We start from the raw sequence: 18257 nt of genomic DNA on the forward strand, positions 1-18257 counted from the left end.
TAGAGCAATTCCAGGAAAAGTGTGAAACGGTTTTCCGTCCGGAATTGCGTCAAAACAAAGAGTTAGAGCGGTTTGCCGTTTCCGTGAAACGGTGAACTGCTCTAGTGGCCGAAGAGGTTCCGGTCGCTGCCCTGAGGCGCGGACTTCTCTACGTCACCCGACGAATTGAGCAGCTTGTAGACGGGAGAGCCGCTGTTGCGGATCGAGCCCGTATGCGATGTGTCGACATTGACGGTCGCCTGCTTGTTGATGTCGGTGCCGCCAACATTGTCGTTGCGGGCATAGGCGCTGCCGGCGGCAATCAGAAGAGCGGCGGCAGTAAGAACAATCTTTTTCATTTTTTGATACTCCGGTATTTTCGAATTCAAGGCGGCGGGCTGGCCCGCCGCCTTGCTGTCGGATGTTAGTTGTTGCCGAACAGGTTGCGGTCGCTGCCCTGGGCAGGCGCCTGGGCAGCCGGTTCCGACTTCTTGATCGAAGCCGTATACGAGCTGTCGACCGCGGCGGCGGGCTGGTTGGCACCGTTGGAGCCAAAGTTGTCACTGCCGGCAAAAGCGCTGCCGGAAATGGCAAGGAGGGCAGCGGTGGCGATAAGGATCTTCTTCATTTCAAGTACTCCTGAATTTCTGGATTTCGCCAGGGCGGCGGGCACGCCCGCCGTCGCCTGGGGAATCGGCTGTTAGTTGTTGCCGAAGAGGTTACGGTCGCTGCCCTGGGCAGGCGTCTGAGCAGCCGGTTCCGACTTCTTGATCGAAGCGGTGTACGAGCTGTCGACAGCAGTGGCTGCCGGGGCATTTGAACCGTAGTGATCGCTACCGTTAGCGAAGGCGCTGCCGGAAATGGCCAGAAGGGCGGCGGCAGTGAGGACAATCTTTTTCATTTTTTGGTACTCCAGTATCTTCTTATTTCCGTCCGTCTAGCGGCGTGTCTTGGAAGGAATTCGCGTCGTTCGGACAGCCCCGATGTGGGAGAGCCATCCAGCCATTTCCAATCACGAAGTTGTTTCGTGTGGACCATGAATCTGCCACTTGAAATTGTGCCAAGGCCTTCTACACCATGTACTTTTCTGTTTTATATCAATTAGTTAGATAAAACTTCCGTTCCGATCACCAACTGTGTCCAGGGTCCAGCGTTCACACCGTCCTGCACGCACCGTCAACAGAAACGAACCGTTCGGTTCGATTTTAGAGACAGCTAATAGTCACTTTTCGAAACCGTTAACCGTTTTTGGCCTCCGCCAGCGACCAGATTCGGGAAGATCGCAGCCGGCAAATGGCAGTCGGGGAGATCGGATTCCAGCTCCGCAATCGCCAACCGGGGCGTTTCGTACGCGTGTCGCGCCGCATGGATGCGATGTCGCTTTCATGCCGATGTCGCAATCGCCGTCGTGATTAGATCATGACATCTCAGGTGCCGTTTCGTGACGACGAGGCGGAGAATTGGGAAGCCGGTCAGAACCCGGCGCTGCCCCCGCAACGGTGGTGGAGTTCAAGTCGCAACGGGAGACCACTGGGCCGAAAGCCTGGGAAGGTGTCGCGATCGTCCGCAAGGACAACTCCAGAGCCCGGAAACCAGCCGGAGATGTCTAGGCTCGACTGATCGCGGTGGGCGGTCAAGAGGTGGATAGTGCATGTCCGGCACATCGCCGGCTTGCGTCCGATCCTTCCTCTCTTCCCCTCCGATGCAGTCCTTGATTGTGAGGACAGGACATGGACGCGCGCAACGACATGCTGAGGCTCTTGAATGGCCGCGAGCAAGGTTTTTCACTAGAGCAGCCCTTCTACACCGACCCCGACTATTTCAGGCTCGACATGGAGCTGATCTGGTATCGCGACTGGCTGTTCATCGGCCATGATTGCGAACTGCCGAAGCCGGGCAGCTACATCACCGTGCAGATCGGTGACTATCCGGTCGTCCTCGTTCGCGACCAGCAAGGCAAGATCAACGGCTTCCACAATTCCTGCCGCCATCGCGGCAGCCGTGTCTGCAATTCCGACAAGGGCACGGCGGCCAAGCTGGTCTGCCCCTACCACCAATGGACCTATGAGCTGGACGGAAGGCTGCTGTTCGCCAGGCAGATGGCCGACGGTTTCGACAAGAGCCAGTTCGGCCTGAAGCCGGTCGCCTGCGAGACGGTCGGCGGTTACATCTTCATTTGCCTGGCCAAGGAGCCGGCGGATTTCGCGCCGATGCGGGCGATGATCGAACCCTATCTGCTGCCGCACCGGCTGCGCGAGGCAAAAGTCGCCTTCGAGAGCACGATCATCGAGAAGGGCAACTGGAAGCTGGTCTGGGAAAACAACCGCGAGTGCTATCATTGCGCCGGCAATCATCCGGAGCTCTGCAAGACCTTCCCGGAAGCACCGACGGTGACTGGCGTGCAAGGCGCCGACAGCGACCCGGAAATGCTTGCGCACTGGGCGAAATGCGAAGCGGCCGGCCTGCCGAGCAAGTTTCGCATCGATCCGGCCGGGCAGTACCGCGCCACCCGCGCGCCGCTGCTGCGCGATGCCGTCAGCTACACGATGACCGGCAAGCGGGCGGTGAAGAAGAACTTGTCCGACACCGTCTCCGCCGACCGCATCGGCACTTTGATGCACTATCATTACCCGACGACGTGGAACCACATCCTCATCGACCATGCGGTGACCTTCCGCGTGCTGCCGATCAGCGCCACGGAAACCGCGGTGACGACCAAATGGCTGGTGCACAAGGATGCGGTCGAAGGCGTCGACTACGATCTCGCCGAACTCACCCATGTGTGGACCGAGACCAACGACCAGGACCGCCGCATCGTCGAGGAAAACGCCTTCGGCATCCTGTCGCCGGCCTACGAACCAGGTCCCTATTCGGAGCTGCATGAGGGTGGCGTGATCCAGTTCGTCGACTGGTACGCACGATTCATCGGCCCACGCCTAGCCGGAGACGGCAGGCCGGCCCTGCGCAGCGTCGCCTAGCGCATGGCGCCCAGAAGTGCGCAGCGGTTTTCGGTTCAAGCCATGCACGGAACAAAAGGGACAAGAGGATGAATGCGATGACGGATCTTGGCCTCTATCGCCATCTCGACGAGATGGCGCCCTGGAACGACAGGCTCCAGGTGCTGGAAGTGATCGGCGTCGCCGACGAGGCCCCCGACGTAAGGACCTTCACCTTCCGCTCCGACAACCAAACCTGGTTTCGCTACAAGCCTGGCCAGTTCGTGACGTTGGAACTGCCGACCGCCGAGGGGCCGCTGATGCGCACCTACACGCTGTCGTCCTCGCCGTCGCGGCCGTTCTCGATCGCGGTGACGGTGAAGGCACAAGCGGGCAGCGTCGGCACACGCTGGATGTTCGATCATCTGGCGCCCGGCACCCATGTCAAGGCCTATGGGCCGGCCGGCGACTTCTCGCTGCACAGCCACCCGGCGGCCAAATATTTGTTCATTTCGGCCGGCTCCGGCGTGACGCCGATGATGTCGATGCTGCGCTGGCTCAACGACTGCGCGCCATGGACCGATGTCGGCTTCGTCAACTGCGCGCGCCGCCCGGAAGAGATCATTTTCCGCAAAGAACTCGAACTGCTCGGCAGCCGCATGCCCGGCCTGTCGCTCGGCTTCATGATCGAGGAGCGGTCAAGCCGCGAGGGCTGGTTCGGCCATATGGGCCGCATCGACGCGATCCGGCTGCCATTGCTGGCGCCCGATTTCCGCGAGCGCGAAATCTTCTGCTGCGGTCCCGATCCCTTCATGCGCGCCGTGCGCGGCATGCTGGAGGCCGCGGGCTTCGACATGACGAAATACCATCAGGAGAGCTTTGCGGCGCCTGTCGTGGAGGAGATCCCGGCACCGTTCGCAGCGCGGGCGCGGGACGGCGCCGCGGTTCCCGTCGAAGCCGCGACGCCGATCCGCTTCTCGCTTTCGGATGTCGATGCCGAATGCGTCGCCGGCCAGACCGTGCTGCAGACGGCGCGGGCTTCGGGCGTGCGGATTCCCGCCGCCTGCGAGTTCGGCCTGTGCGGAACCTGCAAGGTGAAGAAGGTCGCGGGCGCCGTCGAGATGAGCCACAATGGCGGTATCCTCGATCATGAGATCGACGACGGTTTCATCCTCGCCTGCTGCTCCAGACCGCTTTCGGCGCTCGAAATCGAGGCGTGATCCACTCGGAACCAGACTGCTGCCAAAAAAATGGGCGAGGTCTCGACGGCATCCGTTGACTTGCCAAGGAAGAACCGAGTGTTTACAGGCGTTGTCGGGGAGCGACTACGCCGACCGGCGATTGGTCGCGCAAGCTGCCGGGACCAAGAACGATGCGCCATGCCGATGTCTACGCAATCGCGAGCAAGGACGTGGTCTTTGAGTCCTTCGACGGCGAAGCCGTGGTGCTCGATCTTTCAAGCGGGAAATATTTCGGTTTTTCCGATTCAGGCAGCAAGATCTGGCAGGCACTCTCGTCCGGCGTCGATGCCCAGGCCCTGATCGGGCTGACCGCAGGCGCGTCGACAATAGGCCCGGCTGAACTCGACCGCTTCGTATCGCAATTGGTCGAACTGCGGCTCCTGACGCGTTCCGACGCGCCGGCGCAGCCGCTGCCGGGCGACCTGCTTGCCGAGCTTGCGGCCACGAGCGAGCCGCTCAATGTGAGTATTCACGACGATCTCGCCGACCTCATCATCGTGGATCCGATCCATGAAGTCGAGGAACCGCTGGGTTGGCCGGCGGTCAAGCAGGCATCCTGACGAACAGTCGCATCCGCGATAGAGGGGTGCTGGACCTGGCCATGTCGCGCGTTACCCTCGAAACCTTGCCGGACTACGCCCGCTATCTCATCGCTGCCGCCGAGGGTGCGTCCGCGTCCTATCCTGTCACGCGAAAGATCCGCCTGCCCAGGCTGGAACTGACCGGGCATCTCGGTCCCGGTGTGCTGGCGGATGCGCTCGGCCATGCCTTTGTCGAGACCAGGGGTGATCAACCGGAAAGCTCCCGCTGCCGCATTTTTATTGCTCATCCGGGCATCCACGGTATCCCTGAGCCGGCACGGTGGGGCGACGCGCACTTCACCGAACACGGCTTTGCCAAGCGCCTCGCCGAGGCCGGCTTGCGCGGCCACCATTTTCACGATCTCGATTTCTGGCAGTTCTACGATCCGCAACGTCGCGTCGGCGTGCAGTTGATGGGCTCGGCCGACGCCTTTCCGCCCTGGGAACCTGGCGCTCCGCTGCGCGCCTTCCTGCACTGGGAGTATGCGGCACGCGGCATGCGGCTTGCCCATGCCGGCACGCTTGGCGCCAATGGCAAGGGCGTGCTGTTGGCCGGCGCGGGCGGCGCCGGCAAATCCGGGACCGTCGCTGCCGGCCTCCTCAACGGGCTGGACAGCGTCGGCGACGACTATGTGCTGATCGACCTCGCCAACGGCGTGACGGCCCGCCCGCTGTTTTCGACGCTGAAGCAAGATCCCCAAGGGTTTGCGCGGCTCGGGCTGAAGCGCCGTGTGCCGGCCAATGCTCCGCTCAACTGGCAGGGCAAGCATGCCTTTCACATTGGCGACATCGCGCCTCGGCCGGTACCGGCAATGCTGGACATCGTTGCGCTGATGGTGCCACATATCAGCGGTGGCGGGGCAAGCTCGATCATGCCGGTGTCGCGCAGGGATGCCATGATTGCATTGGCGCCGTCCGGCATAGCGCAGATGCCGGGCGAGCGGGAAAGCGGCTTTCGCTTCTTCAGCGATCTCACCCGCCTGCTGCCGTGCTACCGTCTGTCGCTGGGGACGCAGCCCCAGGAGATCGCCGGCACGATCGCGGAGTTCCTCGCGCGGGGTGCTTCGTGAAACTGAGCGTGATCATGCCCGTCTACAACCGCGAGCGCTATGTCGTTTCGGCTTTGCGCTCGCTGGTGCGGCAGCGCGACGTCGTCGATATCGACATCATCGTCATCGATGACGGCTCGACCGACGGTTCGGCGGAGGCCGTACGCTCGATGATGCGCGAGACGCCCTGCATCCGGCTGTTCCAGCAGGCCAATATGGGCGTCGCCGGGGCGCGCAACGCCGGGCTACGGCAACTGCCACCGGATGCCGGATTCGTGTCGTTCCTGGATTCGGACGACATCTCGCTGGCGGGACGCTTCGAGAGGGATCTTGCGTGCTTCGCGGCCGACCCCCGCCTCGAATTGACCTATTCGCTGATGACGCTGGCCGACCTGATTGACGACGAGAGGCTTGAGCCCGCGGCCGACAGCCGTACCATGACGCTTCGGGGAATTTCGCTGAGCACCGCCGTGTTCAGCAGGGGGCTTGTCGACCGGACGGGCCAATTCGACGAGGATTTCGAACAGGCCGAGGACACCGACTATCTGCTGCGCGTTTTCGAAAGGGGTCCGAACTACGAATTGCTGGATGCCGTCGCGATCTACTACCGGCGCCACGCTGGCAACGTCACCAAGGAACATGGCGACAGGGTCCGCAACCACTTGCGTGCCATCCACAAGTCGATGCGGCGGCGCAAGGCCGACCCGTCGTTACATGAGATCCAGGGCATCTTCGAACTGAAGAGCCCGGCTGACTGGCAGATGCTGTGATGCCGGACACAATCGGTTCGGATCGGCCAAGCCCGGAACAGTCGTGGAGCCATCAATGAGGCTGAGCGTGATCATGCCCGTCTACAACCGCGAGGCCTTTGTCGGCGCGGCCCTGCGCTCGCTGTTAAGACAACGCGACGCCGCCGATCTCGACATCATCGTCATCGATGATGGCTCGTCCGACGGATCGGCCGAAGTCGTGCGCTCGGTGATGGATGAAAACCCCTGCATCCGCCTGTTCCAGCAGCCCAACCTGGGTGTCACCCGCACGCGCAACACCGGGCTCAGGCTGCTCGAGCCGGAAACGGAACTGGTGTCCTTTCTCGATTCGGACGACATTTCCCCCGCGGGACGCTTCCAGGCCGATGTCGAACTCTTCCGGAATGATCCGGACCTGGACCTCACCTATTCAAAAATGATGCTTGTCGACGCGATCGACGACGAGCGTCTGGAGCCGGCCGCCAATAGCAACAGCATCACGGTTCGGGGCATCCATCTGTCGGCGGCGATCTTTTCGCGCCGGCTTGTCGAACGTATCGGCGGTTTCGACGAAGCATTCAATCAGGCGGAGGACACCGACTACCTGCTGCGCACCTTTGAAAGCGGGCCAAGATATGCGATGCCGGAGACACTGGCCCTCTACTACAGACGCCATCCCGGCAACATGACCCGACAGACCGACGTCCAGTCCCGTGAATTCATGCGCGCTATCTACAAATCGATGACCCGCCGCAAGGCAGATCCGTCGCGGCGTCGAATCGAGGGCATCTTCGATCTCAGGCCTCTCGCTGACTGGCATTTCATGTGATGAGCGGATACGGCGTCGTCATCCCAGCCTTCAATGCGGCCGGCACCATCGCTGAAACCCTGCGATCGGTCGTGGCCCAGTCGGTCAAGCCCGAGACTATCATCGTCGTCGACGACGGCTCGACCGACGACACGATCGCGGTGATCAAGACGATGAACCTGCCGGTCAAGCTATTGCGCCAGGACAATGCCGGGCCCGGCAGCGCCACGACCCGGGGCATTGCGGCGCTGTCGACGCCACTCATCGCGACGCTCGATGCGGACGATCTGTGGTTGCCCAACAAGATCGAAAGGCAGCTCGCGCATCTCGAGGTATATCCCGGCACATCGGGGGTTTTCTGTCATTGGCGGAATTTCCGCAACGACCAGCCCGACGCGCCCGAGGCCGCTGCCGTGCCCGGCTGGTCGCGGACCACCATGATGATCCGCCGCGCGGTCGCCGAGACTATCGGACCAATCGTCGATCCGCCGGGCGGCCGGGGCGAAATGATCGATTGGATCGCCCGAGCGCGCGAGGCGGGCCTTACGCTCGATATGCTGGACGAGGCGCTGGCGCTGCGCCGCATCCGGCCCGGCAGCCTGTCCTATGGACGCGACCCGGCACGCGACCGCGGCTATCTCCAGGTGGCAAGGCTCGCCATGCAGCGACGAGCACAGAACAAGGCGGGCACGAGTTGAAGGCCAAGGCAGTTCGCCGCATCGGCCGCCGCTTTCCGGACTATGGCTGGTCCTGGCCGACCGGTGGGCTCGACCAGCTGCTCAAGGCGGCGCTTCTTTCCGACGAGGACGCCGCCGCCGCTTGCGCAGCGCAATGGCTGGACGAGAACGACATCGACCTTGTCGCCTTCCGGGAGCACCGGCTGCTTGCTGCCATCTCCGACAGGTTCGGCAGGAAGCTTGCCGGCCATTCCGCCTATCCGCGCCTCGTTGGCCTGCAGAAGATGCTGTGGACCAAGTCGCGCATGGCCATGCGCGAGGCCGAACCGGCGCTGCAGGCGATGGCGGATGCCGGATGCATGGTGATGCTGATCAAGGGCGCCAGCCGCATTGCCTTGAACGCGTCGGCGCAGCGTGGCCGCGTGGCGCATGATATAGACATATTGGTACGGCCGCAGGACATGCAAACGGCCTTCGACGTGCTGCGCGACCGCGACTGGCAGATCGCCTCGGGTGTCAGTCCGCAATATCTGCGGACAAGACTGGCGTCGCTACGCTCGATGAATTTTTTCAAGGGCAACTTCGGCGACATCGACCTGCACCAGCTCGCCTATGATGGTTCGCAGCGAAGCAACGAAGACGACCTGGCCATCTGGAGGCGGGCCACCGTCGCCGAGTTCAGCGGCGTCAGCGTGCTGGTGCCGTCGCCTGCCGACCGCATCGCGCTCGCCATCGCGCATGGCGGGCTCGATGCCCACACGCACAGCGACTGGCTGGTCGATTGCACCGTGGCTATCCGCGACGGCGATGTCGACTGGGACGTGTTCCTCGATATTGTCGCCCGGCGCGGCCTTGCCGCCGCCGCGGCGGTAGCGCTCTCCTACCTTGCGCTGGGTATCGGCGTGGCGGTGCCTGATGTCGTGCTGACGCGCGTGCTGGCGATGGCCGACCGCACCGGCCTTTCGCGCTGGTCGGCCGTGCTGCAGGCCAAGCCGCGTACCGATTTCGGCGGGCTGGTCTGGCTGTCGCGTGGCTTTGCCAAGCAGTTGCGGCTGAAGCGAAAGAGCGGCCGGCTGCAACAGGAGCCGCCGGCCAAGGCCTGGCGCGGCAGGTTGGCAGGGCGCAAGCCGCAAGCCGCGCCAGCGCCGTTGGTGTTTTCGCAGGCTATCGCGTGTCCGGAGAAGACCGGTGATATGATGCTGGACGTCACCGTCAGGATCGCTGTCCCGCCGGTTCGGCGCCGCATCGAGATGGAGATCAATGCCGGTGACGAGCATATCGCTCGCCTGCGTGCCATGGTCATCAGCCGATCCGGCAAGGAAAGGGTGCTGCATTTTCGCGGCAAGGTGAAGTTGGACGGCTCGCGACAGGCCTTGACGCTGGAGGCGCGGCCGTCGCGGCAGTTTCGCGAATGGAATGACACGGCCGCCGTCGCCACCTATGGCGCACTGCCTTTCCAATTGCTGTCGGCAGAATTCTCGCCGGTCGGCTGAGACCGGAGAGGACGGGAAGCACGCGTCGAAAACGACAAGCACAACCTCTGCGAAGCGACCCTCCTTCAGACCCCGTAGCGTTCGGTGCGAATGATTTCCGCCGCGACGCCCGCATCAATCAGTGCCTGGGCGGCAGCCGAAACGAAGGCGTTGGAGCCGCAGACGAAGGCGATCCTCGGCGGCTCGGGCAGCCGGGCCATGGCTTGCACCATCATCGCGACGTCCACCCGTCGCGAATAGTCGGCCGGCCGGCGCGCGGCTTCGCGCGTCAGGGTCAGCACCAGGCCGAAGCCGTCCTCGCGGTCATCGAGGCCGATCAGCTCGTCACGAAAGATCACTTCGTCCCAGACCCGCGCCGAAAAGACCAGGACGACGGGCACCGTCGATTTTCGGGCGGCGCGATGGCGGACCATCGACATCAACGGCACGACACCCGAGCCGCCGCCGACCAGCAGAAGCGGCCCGCCGTCGTCATCGGGCCAGACGAAATGCCCGCCGAGCGGCCCGCGCAGTTCGACCTCGTCGCCAACCGCGGCGACCTCGTGGAAGAAGGGCGAGACCTCGCCATCATCGAGTTTTTCGATCGCCAGCTCGATCGCCCCGTCCGTCCCGGGCGCGGAGGCAATGGAGTAGGAGCGGCGCGCCTGATAACCATCCGGCGCCGTCAGCCTGACATCGACATGCTGCCCGGCTCGATAGGCGAAGGGTCTCGACGGCCGGAAGAAGAAGCTGGTGACACGCGGCGTGCGCTTTTCGATGCGGACGATCCCAGCCGTCTGCCAGGGCGACTGGACCGCCAGCGCCTCGCTCATGGATCGTCCGTGTAGCGCTGTTCGCGCCAGGGGTCGCCATAGATGTGATAGCCGCGCAATTCCCAGAAGCCGGGCTCGTCACGCGTCGTGAACTGCAGGCCGTTCAACCATTTGGCCGACTTCCAGAAATAGAGATGCGGAACGAGCAGCCGCGCCGGACCGCCATGGTCCGGGGTGATCGGCTTGCCTTCGTAAAGCAGCGCCACCATCGCCTTGCCAGCGGTCAGGTCCTTTAGCGGCACATTGGTGGTGTAGCCGTCGAACGCATGCGCCAGCGTGAAATCGGTGGGCGGCTCCAGGCCCGCATCGGCAAGGATATCGTCGACCAGCACGCCCTGCCACGGCGTGTCGAACTTGGTCCACGCGGTCACGCAATGGATGTCTCGCGTCATCTTGGTCAAAGGGAGCGCGTTGAACTCGGCCCAATTCCATTTCTTGATCGGTCGCGGCCCGTGCTTCAGCGTGAACGACCAGTCCTCGGTGCGCACGCGCGGCGTCGGACCGGCCGACAGGACCGGAAATCCCTGCTCGAGATATTGCCCGGGCGGGATGCGCGCATCGCCGTCGGTCGGTGGGCGCCGCCCAGAAAGAAACCCTCGGGTGACCATGCCGCAATCCCTCTGTGCCAAGCCGTCTGTCAGCCTTGCACAATGTTCTCGAAGATACCGTGGCGGGCAACCGAAATCTTGACGCACGGGCGGAGGGTTCGTCGTTGGTGCGACGAGCCCTGCCGTTCCCGCGCCCAGTTCAGCGCCACATGTCAGCCATTGGCAAACGGCACCGCGACATAAATCTGGCTACCGTCGCGCTCCACCAGCAAGAGCACCGATTTCCTGCCGGACTTGCCGGCCTGGGCAATCGCCTGGGTGACCTGCCTGGCGTTCTTCACCGGCGCCTGATTGACGGCAACGATGACGTCGCCGGGCTCGATACCGGACGCCGCGGCCGCCTTGTCGGGATTGACGCTGGCAACCACCGCGCCGCGCTGGTTGTCGGCGAGGTTCAGCTGCTGGCGAATGTCGGGCGTGATGTCCATCAGGCCGAGGCCGATCGCGGGGGCCCGATCGCCTTGCCCGGGCGCACCGGAGCCGTCGGTCACCGACGCGGTCTTCACGTCATCGCTGTTTTGGCCGACATCGACGGAAATCCGCACCGCCTTGCCCTTGCGCCAGACGTCGAGTGGCTCCCTGGCGCCGGGTGCGACGTCGGCGACGGCCCGCGACAGATCCTTGGGATCCTTCACGTCCTGTCCGGCAAAGCCGGTGATGACGTCGCCGGTCTCGACGCCGGCCCTGGCGGCCGGCGAGCCGTCATTGACCTGCGAAACCAGTGCCCCGCCAGGATGGTCGAGGCCGATGGCGCTCGCCACATCCGGGGTCACCGGCTGGATTTCGACACCGAGATAGCCGTACTGGATCGAGCCACCCTTCTCCAGCTTGGCAACCACCTTCTGGGCCTGGTCGGATGGAATGGCGAAGCCGACGCCGACACTGCCGCCATTGGGCGAATAGATCGCCGCGTTGATGCCGACGACATTGCCGTTCACATCCACCAGCGGGCCGCCGGAATTGCCATGGTTGATGGGAGCATCGATCTGGATGAAATCATCAAACGGTCCGCTGTGCAGATCGCGGCCGCGTGCCGAAACGATGCCCGCGGTCACCGTGGTGCCGATGCCGAACGGATTGCCGATGGCCAGCACCTGGTCGCCGGTCATCAGCTTGTCGGAGTCACCCCATTTGACCGTCGGCAACGGCTTGCCGGCCTTGATCTTCAGCACGGCGAGATCGTTCTTGGCGTCGCTGCCGACGACCTTGGCCGGAAGTTCGGTGCCGTCGTCGAGCGTCACCTTGATCGAGGAGGCGCCATCGATGACGTGATTGTTGGTGACGATGATGCCATCGGAGGCAACGATAAAGCCGGAGCCGAGCGCCTCCGCGCGTTGCGCCTGCTGCTGCGGCGGTGTGCGCGGGGCCGGCATGCCCTGGTCACCGAAGAACTGGCGGAAATAGTCGTCGAACGGCGAGTTGCCGAGAGGTGTGCTGTCATCCGCACTTGCCGGCGGTGCTTTCATGACGGTGGTAATCGTCACCACCGCCGGCTTGTCGGCTGCCACGATGGGAGCGAACGAGCCGTTGGGCGCGGTGATGCCGGCGACAGGTGTCTGGGTTGTCGGAACGGTGTTGCCCGCACTTTGGGCGAAAGACACGACGAAGGGGGATATGATCAGCGCAGCGCCCAGCAAGGCCGCGACGCGATGTCTGCGAAGGATATCTGACATGGTCGTTTGTCCGGGCGAGAGTTGATCCAGCGCCGTGGCCTCTTCCCCATGCGGGAAACCCGGTCATCCGGCGTGTCGAGGGTCACGATTGCCCGTCTCGCCTAGCATGGCAGCCGACCGGATCGACAACCCTGCATCTAGGTCGCTGATTGGCCCGATTTAGGGTTTTCGGGCGACCTTACGAAGATTTAATTTCCGGACGGCGGCCGGTCACAATGTCGTCAAGCGAGAGGTCAGGCCCGACTTTTCGGCCCCGCCGGGGCATCAGATCCCGCCGGTTCGCCCGAGATAGGCGCTAGCAATCTCGCGCATGCGTCTGCCATCGAAGCTTGGCCCGTGGCCGCCATGGCCGATGCGGATCGGCAGATCAAGCAGACGTTGCATCGTGTGGCGATAGGCAGTGCGGTCGGAATCCGGCAGGTCGTCGATCAACCTGTCGTCGTAGATGGCGTCGCCGCTGAAGAACAGGCCGTCGGCCTCGTTGTACAGCGCGATCGAATCCGGCGAATGTCCGGGCAGATGCAGCACGCGGAACTGGCGGTCGCCGAGATCGACCACATCACCCTCATCAAGGGTCCGCGTCAGCGGTGCCGATGGGATCTTGTAATCCGCAGACTTCCAGCCCGGCTCGGGTAACTTTGAGACAGCGCCTTCGAGATCGTGGAACATGTAGGCGTAGGTCGCAGCCTCATCCATGCTCTCGAACCGCGCCGCACTCATCCTTGGCCCGGCCCGCCACGGGAATTCGTGCAGCGAGCCGACATGGTCGAGATGGATGTGGGTGGCGACGACCAGAAGCGGCTTGCCATGCTGCGTCTCGATTTCCGGCGCCAGCGGGCAGATGCCCATGCCGGTATCGACCAGAAGGTCGGCGTCGCGGCCGCGCAGGTGCCAGATGTTGGCGCGCACGTAGGCATGCACGAACGGCTCGGTCAGCATCGTCGTCTTGTCGTCAACGATGCTCTTGCTGAACCAGTCGGGGTCTGACCCCGGCATCAGACGAACGGCTTCCCGATCTTGTATTTTTCCGGCACCAGCCGCTTGAGGTATGCCATGCCTGCCTCGGACAGCCGATTGACATCGGGCTGCATGAAATCGTCCGGCATGTGGCGGGTCTTGCCGGCAACGTTCTTCAACGGCACCTTCTTCAGCACCGTTTTGCTGCCGTCATATTGCAGCGCCACCGAGCCGCCGCCCTGTTCGGCGACGGTGACGGCGAAGGCGCCGGCGTCGAAGGCCTCCTGCGCGTCGACCGCGCTGATGGCGCCGACATAGCCACGCGGCATATAGCCGAGCGCATCGACGCGTGCCCGCTTGCCCGGCAGGCCCTCGGCCAGCGCGCGCTCGAGCGCCGCCGGCAGGTCGCTGCCCGACAGCTTGACGTTGCCATGCGCGTCGCGTTCCAGCTTGTCCGGCGGCACCAGGCTTTCGACCAGCGCCTTGCCGTCGGCGGTGCTGACACCTTCCGACACGGCGACGATGCAGCGCTTGTGGCGGTCCAGCGTGGCGCGCACGTCGTCGATGAAGCCCGTGGCCGAGAACGGACGCTCGGGCACATAGACAAGATGCGGCCCGCTGTCCTGGTCGAGTTGCCAGGCGGCGGCCGCCGCGGTGAGGAAGCCGGCGTGCCGGCCCATGACGATTCCGACATAGATGCCGGGCAGAGCACGAAAATCGAGATCGACGGACAGGAAGGCGCCGGCGACGAACTCGGCCGCCGAAATGAAGCCCGGCGTGTGGTCGTTCTCCTCGAGATCATTGTCGATGGTTTTCGGCGCATGGACAAAGGCGATCCTGCCGCCGGCGGCATCGGTCAGGATCTGTTGCGTGCCCGACGTGTCGTTGCCGCCGATATAGATGAAGGCGTCGGCGCCGACTTTCTTCAATCCGTTGAGGATGACGTCGCAATAGGCCGCGTCCGGCTTGTCGCGCGTCGAGCCAAGGGCCGCACTTGGGGTGCCGGCAATCAGCCGCAGGCGGTCCTCGGGAATAGCCGAAAGGTCGACATAATTGCCATCACGGATGCCGCGCACGCCGTGGATCGAGCCCAGCACCTTGGCGCCGGGATGCCGCTTGCGGATCTCCAGCGTAGCCCCGACCACCGTCTGGTTGATGACGGCGGTCGGACCGCCGCCCTGCGCGATGACAAAAGTTCCGGCCATTCCTGACGTCTCCCGAGCGATGCATTCGCAGGCACATTCGCCTGTCTTTCGCTATCGCGCAACGGGAGAACCAGAGCGGGGTCCCGAAAAGCCTGCCCTCGGGCCTGACCCGAGGCTGGCAGCCGGCTTTCACAAGAGATCGGGCTCAAACAGAGAGACGAGGCGGCCGCGCGGGCGGCCGGCAGGATCAGACGACGACGACCGGGTTTTTCTTGGAGACGCGGCTGTAGAGATCGATGATGTCCTGGTTGATCAGGCGCACGCAGCCCGACGACATGGCCTGGCCGATGCTCCACCATTCCGGCGAGCCGTGGATGCGGTAGCCGGTGTCCTTGCCGTCCTGATAGATATAGAGGGCGCGGGCGCCAAGCGGGTTGGTCAGGCCACCGGGTTGCCCGGCCTGCCACTTCACCAGTTCCGGCTTGCGGGCGATCATTTCCGGCGGTGGCGTCCAGGTCGGCCATTCCCGGCCATACTGGATGTTGGCGCGACCGGACCAGCGGAAGCCGTCCTTGCCGATGCCGACGCCGTAGCGGATGGCGTCGCCACCCGGCTGGACGAGATAGAGCATGCGCTCCTGCAGATGGACGACGATGGTCCCGGGCGCTTCGCCTGTCGTGTCGACGACGATCTGGCGGCGGAATTCCGGCTTGACCTTGAGATAGGGCACCTCCGGCACGTTAAAGCCGCCATCCGTCATGGAAGCGTACATCACGTCCGGGCTGGTGACGTTCTTGTCGACACTGATGCTTGGCCGGATCGGCCGCACCGAGCCGGTGGTGACATCATCCAGTTCCAGCGCCGGCAGGCCGCCGCCCGAGGTCGAGCAGCCGGCAGCGCTGAGCAAGGCCAGTGCCCCTGCCCCAGACAGGACGGCGCGGCGGGAAAGGTGATGATCGGTTTCGATTGCGTCGCCGTTTCGCGGCGGCGTCAGACCTAACGGCAACTCACGCATATACCCAAACCCTACGCTGTCGGCGGGAAGCACGGTCCGGCCGAATAGCAGGCATTTTCATCATTCATGGTTGATAAAGCGTGAAGACCTTGCGCCGCCTGCGTTTGCCGCCGCCTTGCTTCCTGCTTTTCCGCCTGAGCATTAGGCAAGGACTGCCGCACAAAAAGACCCCCATCAGGTCATATTCCCGGCACCGGCGTTTCCTACTCTCGAACGGCTAACGAGGATACCCATGTGCGAGACCTTAGAAACCGACATCAAGTTTTGGCCGCTGCCATAGCCGCGGCAGCAACAGTTCTCGGTGCCAATGTCAGCCTTGCCGATATCGTGAGTACGCTGAGCGGGGCGAACTGACACCGACCTGCCGCTGGAAAAATTGAGGCTATCGGCTCTTTACATTCTCCCGGACACAAGGATTTATCCTCTTCTTTGAGCTCAAGGAGACGAGCATGTCCTTCGAAAACTGGGCCGCCTTCGCCGCTGCATCGACGATACTTCTCATCATTCCGGGCCCGACCATCCTGCTGGTCGTGTCCTATGCGCTGGGCCAGGGCTGGCGCACCGCATTGCCGATGGCGGTCGGCGTGGCACTGGGCGACTTCACCGCGATGACGCTGTCGATGCTGGGGATCGGCGCGCTGCTGGCGGCCTCGGCGACCGTCTTCACGATCCTGAAGCTGATCGGCGCCGGCTATCTGATCTATCTCGGCGTGAAACTGTTCCGCGCCGGCGGCGCACTGAAAGCAGAACCGCGCACCGACGTTGTGTCCTCGGCCAGGATGATGGCGCATGCCTGGCTGGTTACGGCGCTCAACCCGAAGAGCATCACCTTCTTCGTCGCCTTCCTGCCGCAGTTCCTCGACCGGCACGCCGATTTCTGGACCCAGATGCTGATCTTCGAGACGACCTTCCTGGCACTCGCTTTCGCCAATGCCTTCGGCTATGCGCTGATCGCGGCGAGGGCGCGCAATGTCGTGCGCAACCCCAAGGCGATCCGCATCTTCAACCGCACCGGCGGCACGCTGCTGGTTGGCGCCGGCATCGCCACGGTGGCGATGCGTTCAGGCAATTGAGGCAGGGCAGCCCGTGATCACCTGCCACGGCACCGCGCTTGGTTTGCCTGCTGCCGGTGCTCCAGGATCAAGCCTTATGCGGTTCGTGGAGGATGGGGCATGACGGTCAAAGACCCATTCGGACTGACATTTTCAGGCGCGACGGAGGCGGGGTTCACACCCTACAGCCAGGCTGTCCATGAATTGCAGTGCTTCATCGGCGATCCGGTCGCCTCCGTCGATCGTGCCATCGTCGAGGATCCCGGCTTCGTCATGGCGCATGTGTTCAAGGGTTATCTCTTCGGCCTCGCCACCGAGCGAGAGGCGACGGCGGTGGCCAGGGCTTGCCATGCGGCGGCACTGCCGCTTGCCGCGACAACGCGGGAGCAGGCGCATGTCTCGGCCCTTGGCCATCTCGTCAACGGGCGCTGGCATGATGCCGGCGCCATTCTCGAGGACATCGCCATCGAGAACCCGCGCGACGCGCTGGCGCTGCAGGTCGGTCACCAGATCGATTTCTTCACCGGCAATGCCCGCATGTTGCGCGATCGTATCGCCCGCGCCCTGCCGTCCTGGCAGAGCGGCATGCCCGGCTACCATGCCGTCCTCGGCATGCAGGCGTTCGGACTGGAGGAAATGGGTGACTATGCGCGAGCCGAGATGCTTGGCCGCAGCGCGGTGGAGATCGAACCGCGCGACGGCTGGGCCCAACATGCGGTCGCCCACGTCATGGAAATGCAGAGCCGGCAAAAGGATGGCATCGCCTGGATGCGCGCCAATCCTGAAGCGTGGACGAAAGAGAGCTTCCTGCAGGTGCACAATTGGTGGCACCTGGCGCTGTTCCACTACGATCTCGGCGAGATCGACGAAGTTCTGGCGCTCTATGACGGCCCCATCTACGGCGAGCGATCGACACTGGCGCTCAACATGGTCGATGCCTCGGCGATCCTGTGGCGGCTCTATCTCGGCGGCATCGATGTCGGCGACCGCTGGGCAGCGATCGCCGCCAACTGGCGCAAGGCCGGCGCCGGCAACTATGCCTTCAACGATGCCCACGCGATGATGGCCTTCGTCGGCGCCGGCCTCGACGCCCAGGCTCAGACCTTGCTCGAGGCGCAGCGCGAGGCCATGCGCGGCAGCGATGACAACGTCGCGTTCACCCGGGATGTCGGCCACCCGCTGACACTCGCCATCAAGGCGTTCGGCGACGGCAACTATACCGAGACTGTGCGCCTGATCCGGCCGATCCGGGCGATCGCCCATCGTTTCGGCGGCAGCCACGCGCAACGCGACGTCATTGACCTGACGCTGATCGAGGCGGGCTTGCGGGCCGGTGACGGCGCGCTGGCCAGGGCGCTTACCGCGGAACGTTCGATGGCTCGACCCGACAGCCCGCTGTCAGCGCTGCTTTCGCGTCGTGCGGCCGATTTGTCGGAGAATTGACCCAAAGCGGATCTTGTCTTAAAAACTGGCCAAGCCAGA

19 protein-coding genes and 1 riboswitch are annotated in these 18257 nt (G+C 63.7%); of the genes, 10 read left to right on the forward strand and 9 right to left on the reverse strand.

The window, feature by feature from the left end; translation table 11 throughout:
* Positions 1-101: 101 nt before the first annotated feature.
* From BLS48_RS31860 to BLS48_RS31870, 3 genes are all read right to left on the reverse strand, one after another.
* Positions 102-338, reverse strand: coding sequence for a DUF680 domain-containing protein (locus tag BLS48_RS31860; RefSeq protein ID WP_091586240.1), 237 nt, complete (start codon positions 336-338; stop codon positions 102-104).
* Between the two features lie 65 nt (positions 339-403).
* Entirely contained in the window at positions 404-607 is a 204-nt protein-coding gene (locus BLS48_RS31865) for a DUF680 domain-containing protein (RefSeq protein WP_091586242.1), read from the reverse strand.
* A gap of 72 nt (positions 608-679) precedes the next feature.
* On the reverse strand, positions 680-880 hold the full coding sequence (locus BLS48_RS31870) for a DUF680 domain-containing protein (RefSeq protein WP_091586243.1): 201 nt from the start codon (positions 878-880) through the stop codon (positions 680-682).
* Positions 881-1391: 511 nt separating this feature from the next.
* Positions 1392-1594: riboswitch (cobalamin riboswitch) on the forward strand.
* A gap of 115 nt (positions 1595-1709) precedes the next feature.
* Between BLS48_RS31870 and BLS48_RS31875 the strand changes: the two genes are divergently transcribed.
* The 8 genes from BLS48_RS31875 (at position 1710) to BLS48_RS31910 (ending at position 9513) form a co-directional block, all read left to right on the forward strand.
* Positions 1710-2957, forward strand: coding sequence for an aromatic ring-hydroxylating oxygenase subunit alpha (locus BLS48_RS31875; protein WP_091586245.1), 1248 nt, complete (start codon positions 1710-1712; stop codon positions 2955-2957).
* 77 nt (positions 2958-3034) lie between these two features.
* Positions 3035-4135: an FAD-binding oxidoreductase gene (locus BLS48_RS31880; RefSeq protein ID WP_091586301.1), complete on the forward strand. Its 1101-nt coding sequence runs from the start codon at positions 3035-3037 to the stop codon at positions 4133-4135.
* 152 nt (positions 4136-4287) lie between these two features.
* A complete protein-coding gene (locus BLS48_RS31885; protein ID WP_091586246.1) occupies positions 4288-4716 on the forward strand; it encodes a PqqD family protein in 429 nt (142 codons plus the stop codon).
* A 41-nt stretch (positions 4717-4757) separates the two neighbouring features.
* The gene (locus BLS48_RS31890; protein WP_091586303.1) at positions 4758-5807 is read left to right on the forward strand and encodes a serine kinase; all 1050 of its coding nucleotides are present in this window, start codon (positions 4758-4760) and stop codon (positions 5805-5807) included.
* Positions 5804-6556, forward strand: coding sequence for a glycosyltransferase family 2 protein (locus tag BLS48_RS31895; protein WP_167365328.1), 753 nt, complete (start codon positions 5804-5806; stop codon positions 6554-6556). The genes BLS48_RS31890 and BLS48_RS31895 overlap by 4 nt, the downstream gene beginning before the upstream one ends.
* Before the next feature lie 55 nt (positions 6557-6611).
* Positions 6612-7364, forward strand: coding sequence for a glycosyltransferase family 2 protein (locus tag BLS48_RS31900; RefSeq protein WP_091586248.1), 753 nt, complete (start codon positions 6612-6614; stop codon positions 7362-7364).
* The gene (locus BLS48_RS31905) at positions 7364-8041 is read left to right on the forward strand and encodes a glycosyltransferase family 2 protein (protein WP_091586250.1); all 678 of its coding nucleotides are present in this window, start codon (positions 7364-7366) and stop codon (positions 8039-8041) included. Before BLS48_RS31900 ends, BLS48_RS31905 begins: the two co-directional genes overlap by 1 nt.
* Complete coding sequence (locus BLS48_RS31910) at positions 8038-9513, forward strand: nucleotidyltransferase family protein (RefSeq protein ID WP_091586251.1); 1476 nt, start codon at positions 8038-8040, stop codon at positions 9511-9513. The genes BLS48_RS31905 and BLS48_RS31910 overlap by 4 nt, the downstream gene beginning before the upstream one ends.
* Before the next feature lie 65 nt (positions 9514-9578).
* Here BLS48_RS31910 and BLS48_RS31915 read toward each other — a convergent pair whose 3' ends face one another.
* The 6 genes from BLS48_RS31915 to BLS48_RS31940 form a co-directional block, all read right to left on the reverse strand.
* Positions 9579-10325 carry an FAD-binding oxidoreductase gene (locus BLS48_RS31915; RefSeq protein WP_091586253.1) on the reverse strand — a complete coding sequence of 249 codons (747 nt, stop codon included), beginning with the start codon at positions 10323-10325 and terminating at the stop codon, positions 9579-9581.
* Positions 10322-10933 carry a molybdopterin-dependent oxidoreductase gene (locus BLS48_RS31920; protein ID WP_091586255.1) on the reverse strand — a complete coding sequence of 204 codons (612 nt, stop codon included), beginning with the start codon at positions 10931-10933 and terminating at the stop codon, positions 10322-10324. The genes BLS48_RS31915 and BLS48_RS31920 overlap by 4 nt, the downstream gene beginning before the upstream one ends.
* Before the next feature lie 152 nt (positions 10934-11085).
* Entirely contained in the window at positions 11086-12606 is a 1521-nt protein-coding gene (locus tag BLS48_RS31925; protein ID WP_091586257.1) for a DegQ family serine endoprotease, read from the reverse strand.
* Between the two features lie 264 nt (positions 12607-12870).
* Positions 12871-13602: an MBL fold metallo-hydrolase gene (locus BLS48_RS31930; RefSeq protein WP_091586259.1), complete on the reverse strand. Its 732-nt coding sequence runs from the start codon at positions 13600-13602 to the stop codon at positions 12871-12873.
* Complete coding sequence (locus tag BLS48_RS31935; protein WP_091586261.1) at positions 13602-14768, reverse strand: diphosphate--fructose-6-phosphate 1-phosphotransferase; 1167 nt, start codon at positions 14766-14768, stop codon at positions 13602-13604. The genes BLS48_RS31930 and BLS48_RS31935 overlap by 1 nt, the downstream gene beginning before the upstream one ends.
* A 187-nt stretch (positions 14769-14955) precedes the next feature.
* Positions 14956-15723 (reverse strand): L,D-transpeptidase, encoded by a 768-nt coding sequence (locus tag BLS48_RS31940; RefSeq protein WP_091586263.1) that lies wholly within the window; start codon positions 15721-15723, stop codon positions 14956-14958.
* Between the two features lie 449 nt (positions 15724-16172).
* Here BLS48_RS31940 and BLS48_RS31950 point away from each other — a divergent pair, with 449 nt between their 5' ends.
* The gene (locus BLS48_RS31950) at positions 16173-16796 is read left to right on the forward strand and encodes a LysE family translocator (RefSeq protein WP_091586265.1); all 624 of its coding nucleotides are present in this window, start codon (positions 16173-16175) and stop codon (positions 16794-16796) included.
* Positions 16797-16895: 99 nt separating this feature from the next.
* Positions 16896-18218, forward strand: a complete 1323-nt coding sequence (locus tag BLS48_RS31955; protein ID WP_091586267.1) for a tetratricopeptide repeat protein — start codon at positions 16896-16898, stop codon at positions 18216-18218.
* The last annotated feature ends 39 nt before the right edge of the window (positions 18219-18257 follow it).

This window comes from Mesorhizobium qingshengii (assembly GCF_900103325.1).
Taxonomy (GTDB): Bacteria; Pseudomonadota; Alphaproteobacteria; order Rhizobiales; family Rhizobiaceae; genus Mesorhizobium; species Mesorhizobium qingshengii.

Coding starts and splice junctions, on each gene's coding strand:
- BLS48_RS31860 (WP_091586240.1), bottom strand. CDS start 338: ATGAAAAAGATTGTTCTTACTGCCGCCGCTCTTCTGATTGCCGCCGGC.
- BLS48_RS31865 (WP_091586242.1), bottom strand. CDS start 607: ATGAAGAAGATCCTTATCGCCACCGCTGCCCTCCTTGCCATTTCCGGC.
- BLS48_RS31870 (WP_091586243.1), bottom strand. CDS start 880: ATGAAAAAGATTGTCCTCACTGCCGCCGCCCTTCTGGCCATTTCCGGC.
- BLS48_RS31875 (WP_091586245.1), top strand. CDS start 1,710: ATGGACGCGCGCAACGACATGCTGAGGCTCTTGAATGGCCGCGAGCAA.
- BLS48_RS31880 (WP_091586301.1), top strand. CDS start 3,035: ATGACGGATCTTGGCCTCTATCGCCATCTCGACGAGATGGCGCCCTGG.
- BLS48_RS31885 (WP_091586246.1), top strand. CDS start 4,288: ATGCGCCATGCCGATGTCTACGCAATCGCGAGCAAGGACGTGGTCTTT.
- BLS48_RS31890 (WP_091586303.1), top strand. CDS start 4,758: ATGTCGCGCGTTACCCTCGAAACCTTGCCGGACTACGCCCGCTATCTC.
- BLS48_RS31900 (WP_091586248.1), top strand. CDS start 6,612: ATGAGGCTGAGCGTGATCATGCCCGTCTACAACCGCGAGGCCTTTGTC.
- BLS48_RS31905 (WP_091586250.1), top strand. CDS start 7,364: ATGAGCGGATACGGCGTCGTCATCCCAGCCTTCAATGCGGCCGGCACC.
- BLS48_RS31915 (WP_091586253.1), bottom strand. CDS start 10,325: ATGAGCGAGGCGCTGGCGGTCCAGTCGCCCTGGCAGACGGCTGGGATC.
- BLS48_RS31920 (WP_091586255.1), bottom strand. CDS start 10,933: ATGGTCACCCGAGGGTTTCTTTCTGGGCGGCGCCCACCGACCGACGGC.
- BLS48_RS31925 (WP_091586257.1), bottom strand. CDS start 12,606: ATGTCAGATATCCTTCGCAGACATCGCGTCGCGGCCTTGCTGGGCGCT.
- BLS48_RS31930 (WP_091586259.1), bottom strand. CDS start 13,602: ATGCCGGGGTCAGACCCCGACTGGTTCAGCAAGAGCATCGTTGACGAC.
- BLS48_RS31935 (WP_091586261.1), bottom strand. CDS start 14,768: ATGGCCGGAACTTTTGTCATCGCGCAGGGCGGCGGTCCGACCGCCGTC.
- BLS48_RS31940 (WP_091586263.1), bottom strand. CDS start 15,723: ATGCGTGAGTTGCCGTTAGGTCTGACGCCGCCGCGAAACGGCGACGCA.
- BLS48_RS31950 (WP_091586265.1), top strand. CDS start 16,173: ATGTCCTTCGAAAACTGGGCCGCCTTCGCCGCTGCATCGACGATACTT.
- BLS48_RS31955 (WP_091586267.1), top strand. CDS start 16,896: ATGACGGTCAAAGACCCATTCGGACTGACATTTTCAGGCGCGACGGAG.